Raw genomic sequence first — 14,221 nt, forward strand, 5'->3', positions numbered from 1 at the left:
GAATTGCAGTGGGTCATGCGTTTCACGACATACGCGTTACCAAGAGTCGACAGCGCAGGCCGCCGGGGTGGAGCGGCCAAACCTGCCTGATGCCAGTCTGCCTGATACCCGTCTGCCTGATACCCGTCTGCCTGATGCCCGTCTGCTGGATCTAAGTCTGCCTGATGCCTGCCTGTCTGCCTGATGCCAGTCTGCTGGATGCAAGCAGGCCAAAAAATGCTGATGTCGCGCTGCTGCCGCCCAGCTTACTCCGGCAGCAGTTTTTCCTCCAGGGTGGCGTCCACGGGCACCTCGCGCGAGGCCAGCACCTTGTCTATGCGTACGGTGCCCGCCGGGGCATTGCGCATGGGCTTGACGTGGCGCACCTCGGCATACTGGATGCGGGCATGGGCCGCGTCCCTTTGCCAGCTTTTGCTGGCCGCCAGCGAACCGGCCTCGTCCAGCGTTCGAACAGGCACGTCCTGGCCGCCGTGGGTTCGCCGTATGATGACGTGCGAGCCCGGCCCGTTTTCGGCATGCAGCCAGATATCGTGAGGGGCCGCCAGTTTACGGGCAGCCAGGTTGCCCTTGGCGTCACGCCCGCGCAGCAGGGCAAAACCGTCCGAGCTGACAAAAAGCTGTACATTCTTGGGCAGAGCCGCAGGCATGCCCGCAGCAGCGCCCGCGAGGGTTCCGCGCCCGCCTGCCTTGCCGCTTCCCGTTTTGCCAGAGATTGTCTGGCCGTTGCCCCCCTGACCGCCGCCTGCGCCAAGCAGACTGTCGCGGTGGGCGCGGGCTATGCCCGCCATTTCTTCCTCCAGCGCCATGCGGCGCTGCGCCAGATGCTCCAGGCCGCGCCAGCCGCGCCGGGCCGTATGGAAGAGCCGCGCCATTTCCTCGCGCACGTTGCGCCGTGGGTCCAGGCGGATCTCGCGGGCAGGGCTGTGCGCGCCCGCAGCCACCGTAACGCTGAGCGCCCGGTATTCCGCAGGCCATTGCCACAGGTTTTCCTGAAGCGCCAGCGCGTCGGCCTGCGCCTCGGTCATGGCCGTGAGGCGGCGCTCTTCTTCACGCAGCTTGTCCAGCAATTTTGCGAGCTTGCGCCCGCGCCTGTCCAACGGCAGGGCCGCCTCCTTTGCCTGCTCTCCAGCGAGTCGCGCCAGCACCATATCCTGCCCGGCTTTTTCCGTGAGGCGCAGCACGTCCGCACCGCACTCTTCACGCAGAACAAGGCCGGACGCCCGCTCATCCTCTGCCAGCAGGGCCGCGCACTGCTGCGGCGACAAAGGCCATGCGCTGATGGCCCGAATGGAACGGATGGAGCGGATGGAGCGGGGGGCGCGGCCAGCGAAAATACCCGTGGCAGCGGCGGTTGCGAAATCGTCGGCAATGGCCGCAATGGAAGGTATGGAAGGGCCGGAACCGCCGGGAGCCGCTGCATCCACGGCAGGGGGCAGCCCGCCCGGGAACTCGCCCTTCGAGAACTGCCTGTTCGGAAACTGATCGTCCGTGAGCCGCCTGTCAGCGCCCCCCACCGAGCTCTCCGCCGCTTGCGGCAGTGCCGGGCCGTAACAGAACACGTCGCCGCCTCCGGCCCGCAAGTCTTCCACCAGGGCCCACTGCTCCGGCTCTTCCAGACAGGCCAGGGTGCGCCGCAGCGCCGGAGTGAGCACGGGCCACGCGCGCCAGTCCTGCAGGGCCTGAGCCAGAGTGTCCGGCCCGGGCCAGTCGGGAGCTTCCTCTTCCGGCGCTTCGCCTTCGGTCAAAAAATGCAGGGACGGCCCTTCCCGCAGGTCCAGCAAAAGCCAGGCGAGCCGGGATGCCTCAGTGTCAGAACCCTTGCCGCCCTGATCCGCCATCAGCGCGCTGTCGCCTCCGGCCAGCAGAAGCCATATCTGCCGTGCGCAAAACCTGACCACGCAGGACGCGATGCGACGCCCGGACGCGTATTTTCGCAGGCGCATGATCTGGGCTGAAGGGGCCTTGCCCGCTGTGATGCGGCTGGAGCTCAAAAAGCAGAACGGCTCCTTGCGGGCGTGCCGCAGGCACAGCTGGCGCTTGCGACCGCCGCCGCCATACCAGGTGAGCACCAGAAGCCCCGGGGCCGGTTCCTGCAATTTTTCAATCCGCGCCCCGGTAAGCTGGGGCGTCAGGTCTTCACAAAAGCGGCGAAAAAGATGTGCGTCCATAGGTATGAAAAAACCCGCCTGAGGGCGGGAAAGTTATGCCTTCAGTCCTGAAGACGATCCGTACGCGCCCCGTAGCCGGGGCGTGGTGCAAGAGCGGGGCATAAAGAACAGCGCGGCGCCCCATAATAAGCCCGGGCCGCGCCTCACAACAGACGCGGCCCTTTGGGCGAAAACGGCATGGCGGAATGAGGGGGGCGCAAAGGCCGCTCCTGCTTCTTCAGCCGTGAATGCAAACCCGGTTTTGCCAGGCGTTCAGCCTCGCACATTGCCAGGTTTTTTGAAGAACCCCGGCAGTTGTTCCACAGGCCATCCGGAAATCCCGGCTGGGCCTCTGGCCCCGGTAGTACTCCGGCCCCGGTTGAGCCTCTGGCCCGGCCCCGGCTGTGAAGCGGGGTGGGAGCCGTCCGGCACAAAACAGGCGACGCCGTAACCCGCAGGCGACCATGGCCGCCGCGAACAGCGCCTCAGTCGCCTCTCAGGTGTTCGTCCTCTTCCTGTTTGGCTTTGCAGTTGATGCACAGCCGCGTCACAGGACGGGCCTTGAGACGCGGGATGCTGATGTCGTCGCCGCAATCCTCGCAGATGCCATACGTTCCGTCATCAATACGCGTCAACGCTGCCTGAATTTTGCGAATAAGGCGGCGCTCCCGGTCACGGATGCGCAGGGTAAAGGCGCGGTCAGACTCTGCTGTGGCCCTGTCGGCAGGGTCAGCAAATACTTCATTACTGTCGGTAAGTTCTTCAATGGTGCTGTCGCCCTTTTGCTGGGCTTCTTCAAGCATCTCTGAAAGAAGTTTGCGAAAATATTCCAGGTCCTTATGATCCATGTAATCCTCCGGCGGACGCCGCTGGGGGCGTAAACACAAACTATTAACGCAATGGATACATATATCTTCAAGCCCTATCTTTGTAAAGCAGACCCTGCGCCTTTATCGGCGTCTTTCGCAGTACGGTGGCAGACTATTCCGCATCTTCCGGCGCGGGCTTGTGTTTGCCATGCAGTGACATGGCGAGGCGATCCTTGGCTTCGGCCCTGATAACAGCCTTCACATCATCCCAGAGCGCTTCGCCCCAAGCCTCTCCCAGCCGTTGCGGCGTCACGTCCATCTCAAAGGCCGCGTCGCCCTCGGCCTGCCCCTGCCGCACGCGCACGGCCACAGGGCCGCCCGCAGCCACAGCCTTGGGCGCGTAGGAGGCCGCATGGGCCGCCGCGCTTTCCAGCACATGGCGGGGCCAGTCCGCGCCGCAGCGGGCCAGAGCCATAGGCCCAGCCAGGTCACGCAGGCGCAGCAGCATGTCGTCAGGCTGCATGGCGGCGGCCAGCTTGTCGTTGTCCGCGCTGTTGCGGCCAATGCAGAGCCAGTAATGGTTGTCGCCTTCATGATGCCAGAACTGACGGCCAAGATTGGCCAGGGTAAAATCCTTGTCGCCAGCTTCGGGCAGCAGGGTGAGCACGGTCCAGTAGCGTCGGGCGTTTTCTTTTTCCGTCAGGCGGCACCCGCCGCCGGGGGTGGGAATCTCCGTAATGCCCAGCTCCGCCGCCAGATCCAGCTGATCGCGGCGACCACGGCCAGAAAAGCTCAGCAGGCGGGCGCGGTCCACAAGGCCGCTTTCTTCCATTTGCGTCACCGGCAAATGCGTGGCGCAGAGGGGCCGCAGCAAAATGCCGCTGACTCCCGCGTCGCGCATGATAAGGTGCAGCGTGTCGCGCCTTTGCGACATGGGCCGCTGCCCAAGCACCTCGCCAGTGGCGAGCCCCTTGGCCCCAACTGACTCCATATAGAGGCGCGCCTTGCGCAACAGCAGAATCTTGCAGTCCACGCAGGGGTTCATGACCTTGCCGAAACCGTGTTCAGGCCGCTGACGCAGCATTTCTGCAAAGTCTTCGCCCACATCGCGGCTCACGATGTCCAGTCCATAGACCTTGCGCCAATAGGGCACGGCCTTGGCAGAGCCGAAAAAGGGCGTGATAAAATGGATACAGCGGACGGTAAGTCCCTGCCGTTCCAGTACCTTGGCCGCCAGGATGCTGTCCAGGCCGCCGGAAAAAAGCACGATGATGTCAGGCTGATTGCTCATGACCGCGCTTGTATGCCAGACACGCCGCACTGCGCAAGAGGCGGACAGGGGAAATTTCTTGCCAGACGCACTATCAATAATTATAGTCAATAAACTGAGTCAATCAGAAAACGCCACTATTGCGGCTACATGTTCTCAACGGGCACGGCACGCCCGTTACGGCGCGCCGCAACGCAGACGAGAAACCGGGCCGCAGGGGCAAGGGCATTTGCCTTGCGCCCGGGCCTTTGCTATAATGATGTGCTTGAAGATATCTTTACCCGGAGCAAAAAAGCTATGGCCAAAAAACCGGCCCTGAGCCCTGAAGACGCGCGCGCGGAAGCCCTGGGCACCGCCCTTGCCACCATTGAACGCAAATACGGCAAGGGCGCTGTCATGAAGCTTTCTGACGACGCTCACGTGAATATACCTGTTATCCCCACAGGTTCCATTGGCCTTGACCTGGCCTTGGGCGTGGGCGGCATACCGCGTGGCCGCATATCGGAAATTTTCGGGCCCGAATCTTCGGGCAAAACCACCCTTACCCTGCACATCATTGCCGAATGCCAGCGCATGGGCGGCACCTGCGCCTTTGTCGACGCCGAACACGCCCTTGACGTGACCTACGCCAAGCGCCTTGGCGTCAACACGGACGAACTGCTCATCTCGCAGCCCGACTACGGCGAACAGGCCCTGGACATTGCCGACATGCTGGTGCGCTCCGGCGCGGTGGACCTTGTGGTGGTCGACTCCGTGGCGGCCCTCATTCCGCAGGCCGAGCTTGAAGGCGATATGGGCGAAACGCAGGTAGGCGGCCATGCCCGCCTCATGTCGCACGCCATGCGCCGCCTCACGGGCACGATCCACAAGTCGCGCACCTCGGTCATCTTCATCAACCAGATACGTATGAAGATCGGCGTCACGGGCTACGGCAGCCCCGAGACCACCACGGGCGGCAACGCGCTGAAGTTCTACTCGTCCGTGCGTCTGGACATCCGCCGCATACAGACCCTCAAGGACAAGGAAGAATCCTTCGGCTCCCGCACCAGGGTCAAGGTGGTTAAAAACAAGGTTGCGCCGCCCTTCCGCAGCGCGATTTTCGACATTCTTTACGGCCAGGGCATCTCGCGCTCGGGCGAACTGCTCGATCTTGGCATTGAGGCCAAAATCATCGACCAGAGCGGCTCATGGTTTGCCTTTGGCTCTGAAAAACTGGGCCAGGGCCGTGAAAAAGTGCGCGCCCTGCTGGACGAGAACATCGACCTGCGCAACCAGATTGAATCCAAGGTTGTGGAATTTTTGGGTCTGCACCCCAAGGAATTCACCCCCACAGCCGAAGACCAGGATGAGGGGCTGGACCCCGTCTCCGTTGACGACTAGACCATTTTCACGTTGAAGTGCTTGCTTGGCGGACGAAGCATCCCTTGTCTTCATCCGCTTTTTGCGGCGCTTGTTGTCAAAGGAACCTGCGCATGGCGGCCCGGGTCGCAGTGAACACCTTGTGTTGCGACACACGCTGTTTTTCAGGCGCAGTTTCCCCAAGCACAACGGATGAGCCTTTGTCGCCATGGCGAAGCGTTTCAATGTCTTCGCCCGTAACGTGCTTCGTCGCATCGGACGAAGCACGTTCGCCCTGCAAGTATTTTCGTGGCGCGGATTTTTACAAAAATCCGCGCGGAGCGGACAGATATTTTACTATTAACCTGCTCTTCCAGAGCAAAGCACTTTTGCGATGCTTCACATTTCAAAAGTGAATACACGCTCGCTTCGGCGCTTAACCGCACAAATCAATTGCGCTTACGCCTTCGCAGCGGGCGACTGCTCACACAGTCGCCAGAGCAGTTTCAAAGAGAAAATGCTCTACAGTCCGGCAAGCCAGCCCGCGCCGTAGCGGGTGGAACGACCGCGACCGTGACCCTTTACGGCAATGACACGCCCCCCCTGTACGGCGGGGGTCACACCGAGCAGCCTTCATCAGGAGCCCCTATGCTCACCGCTAAAGAAATCCGCCGCCGCTATCTTGAATTTTTTCACCGTCATCAGCATGAAATCGTTCCTTCCGGGCCTATCATTCCGCCCAACGATCCTTCGCTGCTTTTTGCCAACTCAGGCATGGTGCAGTTCAAAAAGCTTTTTCTCGGTGAAGAAAAGCGCTCCTACTCACGCGCAACCACCTGCCAGAAATGCCTGCGCGTTTCGGGCAAGCATAACGACCTTGAAAACGTGGGCCGCACCGCGCGCCACCACACGTTCTTCGAGATGCTCGGCAACTTTTCCTTTGGCGACTATTTCAAGCGCGAAGCCATCACCTGGGCATGGGAATTCGTGACCAAGGAACTGGAACTCCCCAAGGACAAGCTGTGGGTCACGGTCTTTCGTGAAGACGATGACGCCGCCGACCTCTGGGCCGAAATTGCCCAGCTGCCCGCCGAACGCATCGTGCGCATGGGCGAGAAGGACAACTTCTGGACCATGGGCGATACCGGCCCCTGCGGCCCCTGCTCCGAAATTTACGTGGACCAGGGCGAAGACATGTCCTGCGGCCCCGACTGCGGCATCGGCGTTTGCGACTGCGACCGCTTCCTCGAAATCTGGAACCTCGTGTTCACCCAGTTCGACCAGAGCGCCGACGGCACCCGCACCCTTCTGGCCAATCCCAACATCGACACGGGCATGGGTCTTGAACGCATGGCCGCTGTGGCTCAGGGCAAACGCTCCAACTTTGACTGCGACCTGTTCCAGGACATTATCCAGTTCGCGGCCGGTCTTGCTGGCGTGAAATACAGCTTCAGCGCCCCTGACACCAATGATGTGGACACGGCCCTGCGCGTCATCGCCGACCACAGCCGTTCCGCCGCCTTCCTCATTGCGGGCGGCGTGCTGCCCTCCAATGAAAACCGGGGCTACGTGCTGCGCCGACTCATCCGCCGCGCCCTGCGTTTCGCCACCCTCATGGGCGTGAACGAACCCTTCATGCACAAGGTGGCCCGCAAGGTCACCGAGGTTATGGGCGACGCCTACCCCGAACTTGTGGAAAGCGCCGATTTCATCGACCGCGCCGTGTTCGAGGAAGAACAGCGCTTCTCCCTGACGCTCAAAAAAGGCCTGGACCTGCTTGATGAAGAGCTGGCCTCCCTCAAGGCGCAGGGCACAACGCTCATTCCCGGCGATTTCTGCTTCAAGCTGTACGACACCTACGGCTTCCCGCTGGACATCGTGACCGACGTGGCCGAAAAGCGCGGCTTCAGCGCAGACGCCCAGGGCTTTGAAAAATACATGCAGGAGCAGCGCCAGCGCGCCCGTGAACACCAGAAAAAAGGCGGGCTGCTCGGCCAGGGCGACAATGGGGACAATCCCCTTAAAGCTCTCGCCGACGGCGGCGCGCAAAGCCGCTTTGTGGGCTATGAAGGTTTGACGGCCCAAAGCGTCGTCACCGTGCTGCTCAACGCCTCAGGCCAGCCCGTTGACGTGCTCGGCGAGGGCGAGAGCGGCTATGCCGTTACCGAGGCCACGCCCTTCTACGGCGAAAGCGGCGGCCAGGCTGGCGACACGGGCCTCATGAGCGCCACCTCCGGCGAGGCCAGGGTCATTACCACTCACAAGCCCGCGCCGCAGCTGCTGGTGCATGAAATCGAGATCACCAGGGGCGAACTGCTGCAAGGCAAGGAAGTGCGCCTGTCGGTGGACCCCGATGAACGCAAGGCCACTGCCCGCAACCATACCTGCACCCATCTGCTGCACGCGGCCCTGCGCCGGGTGCTGGGCACGCACGTCAAGCAGGCCGGTTCTCTGGTGGACGGCAGCCGCCTGCGCTTTGACTTTTCACATATCGCGGCCCTGACGCCTGAAGAGCTTGCCGCTGTTGAGCGTCAGGTCAACGCCGCCATTCTGGCCGATCTTGAGGTTTCCGCCAAAGAAATGGCCATGGCCGACGCTGTGGCCTCCGGCGCCATGGCGCTGTTTAATGAAAAATATGGTGACACTGTGCGCGTGCTCACAGTTTCAGGCGCTGAAACGTGCGATCCTGAGTCCGTAGAACTGTGCGGCGGAACACATCTGTCCCGCACGGGCGAAGCCGGGGGCTTTCTCATTGTGAGCGAAAGCGGCGTTGCCGCCGGTACCCGCCGCATTGAGGCCGTCACAGGCTGGAACGCCTACGGGCACGCCGTGGAACAGCGCGCGGAACTGGACGGTCTTTCCGCCCTGCTCAAGGCAAGGCCCGGCCAGCTTGCCGAACGCGTGCAGGCCCTGTACGCCGAAGTGAAAAAACTGCGCAAAGCCTCGGAAAAAGCCTCGGCTGCTCCGGCTTCCGGCGCAGAACTGGCAGCCCGTGCCGAAGACGTCAACGGCGTGCGCCTGTTGGCTGCCCGGCTGGACAATGTGCCCGTCAAGGCCCTGCGTGAAGTTATGGACGACGTACGCTCGCGCCTTTCTGAAAATGCGGTGGCCTGCCTCGCCACGGTGGAAGAAGGCAAGGTGGGCATGCTTATCTATGTTTCCAAGGATCTGCACGGCAGATTTACGGCGCCCGCCCTTATCAAGCCTGTGGCCGCGCCCTGCGGCGGCGCTGGCGGCGGCAGACCGGATCTGGCTCAGGCGGGCGGCACTCAGCCCGAAGGTCTGGACGAGGCCTTTGCCATACTGAAAAAATGCATCGAACAATAAGGATCGTGTGATGATTGGCATTTCCAAGTTGTACTGCGACCAGGTGGAGCCTTCAGACGCGCTGCGTTATGGCCGTGAATCCGGCAAGCTGCCTTCGCACCTGCTGCAGTTTTCCAAGGATAAAAAGCCCGTGGTGGTCTGGAACATGACCCAGCGTTGCAACCTCAAGTGCGTGCACTGCTACGCTCACGCCATCGAGGTTGACGGATCGGACGACATCAGCACCGATCAGGCCAAGACCATGATCGATGATCTGGCCGCCTACGGCGCGCCCGTCATGCTTTTTTCCGGCGGCGAACCCCTGGTGCGCAAGGACCTTGTTGAACTGGCCAGCCATGCCACCTCCCGGGGCATGCGCGCGGTCATTTCCACCAACGGCACCCTTATCACCAAGGAAAAAGCGCGCGAACTCAAGGCCGTGGGCCTTTCGTACGTGGGCATCTCCCTGGACGGCATGGAAGAAATACACGACAAATTCCGCGCCGTACCCGGCGCTTTTCGCAAAGCGCTGGAAGGCATCGCCAACTGTCAGGCCGAAGGCCTCAAGGTGGGGCTGCGCCTCACCATCAACAAGCGCAATGCCAGTGAAATCCCCGGCATCTTCCGCCTGCTCAAGGATATGGAAATCCCCCGCGCCTGTTTTTACCACCTTGTCTACTCCGGCCGTGGCTCGGAGCTGATCAAGGAAGACCTGGACCACGCGGAAACCCGTCAGGTGCTGGACCTCATCATGGACGAGACCCGCGCCCTGTTCGACGCCGGCAAGGGCAAGGAAATCCTCACCGTGGACAACCACGCCGACGGCCCCTACGTGTGGATGCGCCTCAAACGCGAGAATCCCAAGCGCGCCGAAGAAGTGTTTGAACTGCTTCAGTACAACGAGGGCAACAGCTCGGGCCGTGGCATAGGCTGTATTTCCTGGGACGGCAAGGTGCACGCGGACCAGTTCTGGCGCAACCATGTGCTCGGCAATGTGCTTGAGCGCCCCTTCTCGCAGATTTGGGACGACCCCTCCATCGAGCTTCTGCACAAGCTCAAGGACAAGAAGGCCCACGTCACAGGGCGCTGCGCCAAGTGCCAGTTCCTGAACATCTGCGGCGGCAACTTCCGCGCCCGCGCCGAAGCCTATTATGACGACATATGGGCCCCGGACCCGGCCTGTTACCTGACTGATGAAGAAATCGGCATCAAGTAGCCTGCGGCGACGCATTCTGCTGACCGTATGAAACTTGGCGGCGCGCCACGGGTACGTAGACGCCTACGCTCCGTTCAGGCGCGCCGCCTGTTTATTTGACAGCAAAATTTCATGTTTGATACGGGCCGTGGCGTGCTGCACCACCAACAGCAGCAATAACGTTGCAGTCAAAACGGGCAGCCCGGTATTTGCGGCAGGCGAACACCCTGCTCCCACTTCAGTCACACTTGCGTGACTAGGACAGATTAACTTTGAAATGCTTCACATTTCAAAGTGTTCATTCAGCCGAAAAATGCGATTTTCGGCTGAATCCACGCCACGTTGTGGCGCGCTGCACTTTCGTGCAGCATTAGAGAATTTACACTTTTTCAAAGTTAAAATGCTCTAAGAAACACGACGCGCCCCGTCAAAGCCGCGCCGCAGCAATCCCTACAGGCTGGCACAGCAAAGGTCAGCACAAAGGACAACAGTCATGACAGCATTCCATCGCGGCCGCCGTTTACGTGCCACTCCCGAACTCCGCACCCTGGTGCGCGAAACCGCGCCCCTGCTTGTGGAAGACCTTATCCAGCCCTATTTTGTGGTTGAGACGCAAGATCGCAACTTTCGCAAAGAGATAGGCTCCATGCCCGGCCAGTTCCAGCTGAGCCTCGACGAGTTGGAAAAACAGGTGGAGCGGGCCGTGGATACGGGCCTGCATTCCGTCATTCTTTTCGGCATTCCCGCCGTCAAGGACGCAAAAGCCTGCGGCGCTTACGCTGACGACGGCATCGTGCAGGAGGCCGTGCGCCTGCTCAAGAAGCGCTGGCCCAAGCTTTTTGTCATTACCGATGTGTGCCTGTGCGAATACATGAGCCACGGCCACTGCGGCATCCTGACGCCCGACGGCGTGGTGCGCAACGACGCCACCCTGCCCCTGCTGGCGCAGACGGCGGTGAGCCATGTGCGGGCCGGGGCCGACATGGTGGCCCCCTCAGACATGATGGACGGCCGCGTGGCCGCCATCCGCGAAGCGCTGGACGACGCTGGCTTCACGGGCACGCCCCTCATGTCCTACGCCGTCAAATACGCTTCCGCCTATTACGGGCCGTTTCGCGAGGCCGCTGAAAGCGCGCCCTCCAGCGGGGACCGCAAGTCCTACCAGATGGACCCGGGCAATGCCCGCGAAGCCCTGCGCGAAGCCTATGCGGACCTTGATGAAGGCGCGGACGCCCTCATCGTCAAGCCCGCCGGGCCCTATGCCGACATCATACGCCTTGTGCGCGACCATGTGGACGTGCCGCTGTGCGCCTATCAGGTCAGCGGCGAATACTCGATGATCCGTGCCGCCGGAATCAACGGCTGGGTGGACGAACGCGCCGTCATGCTTGAATCCCTCACGGGCCTCAAACGCGCGGGCGCGGACACCATCATCACCTACTTTACCGAAACCCTGCTGGCGCAAAAGCTGGCACGGTAAGGCTGAAAAATAATGAGCAACCATTCGCACCACGCCGGGGGACATCCCGGCGGCATGCCCGGCAGCGCGGGCAACCCCATCAGCGGCCACCCCGGTCAGGCTGGCGAGCACGCCGGGGGACATCCTGGCGGACACCCCGGGGGACACCTGGGTCAGCCTAGCGGACATCCGGGTCAGCCTGGCGGACATCCGGGAGGACATCCGGGAGGCCAGGCGGGCATGAGCGCCCCCCTGCGCACGCTGGAAGACGGCAGCCCGGCCTGCCGCCTCATCGCCTGGGAAGTCACGCGCTCCTGTAACCTCGCCTGTCAGCACTGCCGTGCCGAAGCCCACCCGGAACCCTACCCCGGCGAGCTTTCCACGGCGGAAGCCAAGGCGCTTATCGACACCTTTCCCCAGGTGGGCAATCCCATCATCATCTTTACGGGCGGCGATCCCATGATGCGGCCCGACGTGTACGAACTTGTGGCCTACGCCCACAGCAAGGGGCTGCCCTGCGCCTTTTCGCCCAACGGCACCCTGATCACCCCGGAAACCGCGCAGAAGATCAAGGAAGCTGGCGTCAACCGCTGCTCCATCTCCATTGACGGCGCGGATGCGGCGAGCCACGACGAATTCCGCGGCGTGCCCGGCGCATTTGAAGCCTCCATGCGCGGCATCGAGTACCTCAAGGCCGCAGGCGTGCCTTTTCAGATCAACACCACGGTCACGCGCAATAACCTCACCAGTTTCAAAAAAATATTCGAACTGTGCGAGCGCATAGGCGCGGCGGCCTGGCATATCTTTTTGCTGGTGCCCATGGGCCGTGCGGCTGGCCTTGCCGATCAGGTCATCACCGCAGAAGAATATGAAGAAGTGCTGCACTGGCTGTACGACTTCCGCAAGACCACCAAGATGCACCTCAAGGCCACCTGCGCGCCGCACTACTACCGCATCATGCGCCAGCGCGCCAAGGAAGAGGGCATCAGCGTCACGCCCGACAACTTCGGCATGGACGCGGTCACGCGCGGCTGTCTTGGCGGCATAGGCTTTTGCTTCATCAGCCATGTGGGTCAGGTGCAGCCCTGCGGCTACCTTGAACTCAACTGCGGCAATGTGCGCGAAACGCCCTTCCCCCAGATATGGCGTGAGAGCAAGTACTTTCTGCAGTTCCGCGACCAGTCCTGCTATACGGGCAAATGCGGCGAATGCGAGTACCACAAGGTCTGCGGCGGCTGCCGCGCTCGGGCGCACAGCATGGACGGCGACCACATGGGCGAAGAACCGCTGTGTACCTATATTCCGGCCAAGACGCGCAAGAAGGAAAAGTCATGACCACCCAAGCCCACACCGCAGAGCCCCCGGTCAAGCACAAAGATTCGGCCGGGCATAAGGATTCGGCCTTGAAGGATTCAGCCATGATGGACAGCCTGGACAGACAGCTGCTCGACATCATACAGACGGATTTTCCCCTGTGCCCCCGGCCCTACGCCGAACTGGGCCAGCGCCTGGGCATTGATGAACAGGAGGCCTTCGACAGGGTGCGCGCCCTCAAGGGCCGCAAGATCATCAGGCGGCTCGGGGCCAACTTCCAGTCGGCCAAGCTCGGTTTCGTGTCCACGCTGTGCGCCGCCAAGGTGCCGCAGGACAAGATGGAAGCCTTTGTGGCCGACGTCAACGCCAAGCCCGGCGTGACCCACAACTACCTGCGCGAACACGACTACAACATCTGGTTCACGCTTATCAGCCCCTCGCGCGAAGAGGCGCAGGCCACCCTGGACGGCATAACCCAATGCACGGGCATACCCATTCTCAACCTGCCCGCCACCAAGCTGTTCAAAATCCGCGTGGACTTTCGCATGGACGGCGGCGACTAGCGCAATGCCGCTATGCGTGCTTTGTGCGGAGAGAGGGGAGAAATACTTCGTGGGGGAGGGACCCTTTTACAAAAGGGTCTCCTCCCCCCCACCCCCACCCCCTAAAACCTTTACTGAATTTACTGCGTAACTTTGAACAAGATTACATACTTTTAAGCCGCAAAATTTCTTCTTTTGTCCCATATGCGAAGAGCGCGCCCAACCGGCGCGCTCTTCCGCGTTTTTATGCACAGCCTTTGGCAAACCCTGTTTTCAAAGGACGTGGCAGGCCATTGTGATGCGCAAAAACCTGGAAGAGTTACCTCTTTTTATTCGTAGCTGCTCTAAAAACACAGCATAAACAAGCCCGGCAAAGCACCTGTGCGGGCATCTCACACACCCGCCATCACGGCCCGCGCCTTGCCCCACTACCGCCAGAACAGCAGCCACGGCATGGCAACACGAAAACGCGCCGGGCCGAAAGCGGATTTATCCATATGCTCCGGCCTATTGCCATGCCCGGCCAACTTTAGTACATCTGCAGGACGCACTGTTTAGCAATTATCTATACAAAATCCAGAATCAACTCCTTCGGATGCGTCCGTGAAAAGCCGTACCTTCCGGATGGGCCAAAACGGAAAAAAGCCAGGCAGCGCTTTGGCAAGCCCGCAAAGTCAGCCCGAGCGCCCCCCCGCCCTGCTAAAAAAATTGCTTTGCAGCGCCCGATGACTGAGGTATTCCCAAAGCTTCAGACATGCTCTTTACTTACAACCTGCGGGCCAAGGCCAGTTTGGCCTTGCCCGTTTACCTGAAGTCTGTTCCTGCGCCACAGCCCAAGGAT

At 61.4% G+C, this 14,221-nt stretch carries 10 protein-coding genes; 6 read left to right on the forward strand and 4 right to left on the reverse strand.

Features of this window, described 5'->3' with window-relative positions; translation table 11 throughout:
• Positions 1-245 precede the first annotated feature (245 nt).
• From BCS36_RS05020 to BCS36_RS05030, 3 genes are all read right to left on the reverse strand, one after another.
• Entirely contained in the window at positions 246-2,168 is a 1,923-nt protein-coding gene (locus BCS36_RS05020) for an NFACT RNA binding domain-containing protein (RefSeq protein ID WP_291301818.1), read from the reverse strand.
• A 464-nt stretch (positions 2,169-2,632) separates the two neighbouring features.
• Positions 2,633-2,995 (reverse strand): RNA polymerase-binding protein DksA, encoded by a 363-nt coding sequence (gene dksA / locus BCS36_RS05025; protein ID WP_179980589.1) that lies wholly within the window; start codon positions 2,993-2,995, stop codon positions 2,633-2,635.
• Between the two features lie 133 nt (positions 2,996-3,128).
• On the reverse strand, positions 3,129-4,247 hold the full coding sequence (locus BCS36_RS05030; RefSeq protein ID WP_291301819.1) for a tRNA(5-methylaminomethyl-2-thiouridylate) methyltransferase: 1,119 nt from the start codon (positions 4,245-4,247) through the stop codon (positions 3,129-3,131).
• Positions 4,248-4,523: 276 nt separating this feature from the next.
• Between BCS36_RS05030 and recA the strand changes: the two genes are divergently transcribed.
• A complete protein-coding gene (gene recA / locus BCS36_RS05035) occupies positions 4,524-5,606 on the forward strand; it encodes a recombinase RecA (RefSeq protein ID WP_291301820.1) in 1,083 nt (360 codons plus the stop codon).
• Between the two features lie 76 nt (positions 5,607-5,682).
• On the opposite strand, the gene BCS36_RS05040 is transcribed toward recA, so the two are convergent.
• The gene (locus BCS36_RS05040) at positions 5,683-5,865 is read right to left on the reverse strand and encodes a hypothetical protein (protein WP_291301821.1); all 183 of its coding nucleotides are present in this window, start codon (positions 5,863-5,865) and stop codon (positions 5,683-5,685) included.
• Between the two features lie 347 nt (positions 5,866-6,212).
• Here BCS36_RS05040 and alaS point away from each other — a divergent pair, with 347 nt between their 5' ends.
• From alaS to BCS36_RS05065, 5 genes are all read left to right on the forward strand, one after another.
• Positions 6,213-8,891, forward strand: a complete 2,679-nt coding sequence (gene alaS / locus BCS36_RS05045; protein ID WP_291301822.1) for an alanine--tRNA ligase — start codon at positions 6,213-6,215, stop codon at positions 8,889-8,891.
• Positions 8,892-8,901: 10 nt separating this feature from the next.
• Positions 8,902-10,086 carry a 12,18-didecarboxysiroheme deacetylase gene (ahbC, locus tag BCS36_RS05050; RefSeq protein ID WP_291301823.1) on the forward strand — a complete coding sequence of 395 codons (1,185 nt, stop codon included), beginning with the start codon at positions 8,902-8,904 and terminating at the stop codon, positions 10,084-10,086.
• Positions 10,087-10,558: 472 nt separating this feature from the next.
• A complete protein-coding gene (gene hemB / locus BCS36_RS05055; RefSeq protein WP_291301824.1) occupies positions 10,559-11,545 on the forward strand; it encodes a porphobilinogen synthase in 987 nt (328 codons plus the stop codon).
• Between the two features lie 219 nt (positions 11,546-11,764).
• Positions 11,765-12,859 (forward strand): heme b synthase, encoded by a 1,095-nt coding sequence (gene ahbD, locus BCS36_RS05060; protein ID WP_291301834.1) that lies wholly within the window; start codon positions 11,765-11,767, stop codon positions 12,857-12,859.
• 83 nt (positions 12,860-12,942) lie between these two features.
• Positions 12,943-13,401 (forward strand): AsnC family transcriptional regulator, encoded by a 459-nt coding sequence (locus BCS36_RS05065; RefSeq protein WP_367209210.1) that lies wholly within the window; start codon positions 12,943-12,945, stop codon positions 13,399-13,401.
• Positions 13,402-14,221: the final 820 nt, after the last annotated feature.

Source organism: Desulfovibrio sp. MES5, from assembly GCF_002237645.1.
In the GTDB taxonomy this organism is placed as follows: domain Bacteria; phylum Desulfobacterota; class Desulfovibrionia; order Desulfovibrionales; family Desulfovibrionaceae; genus Desulfovibrio.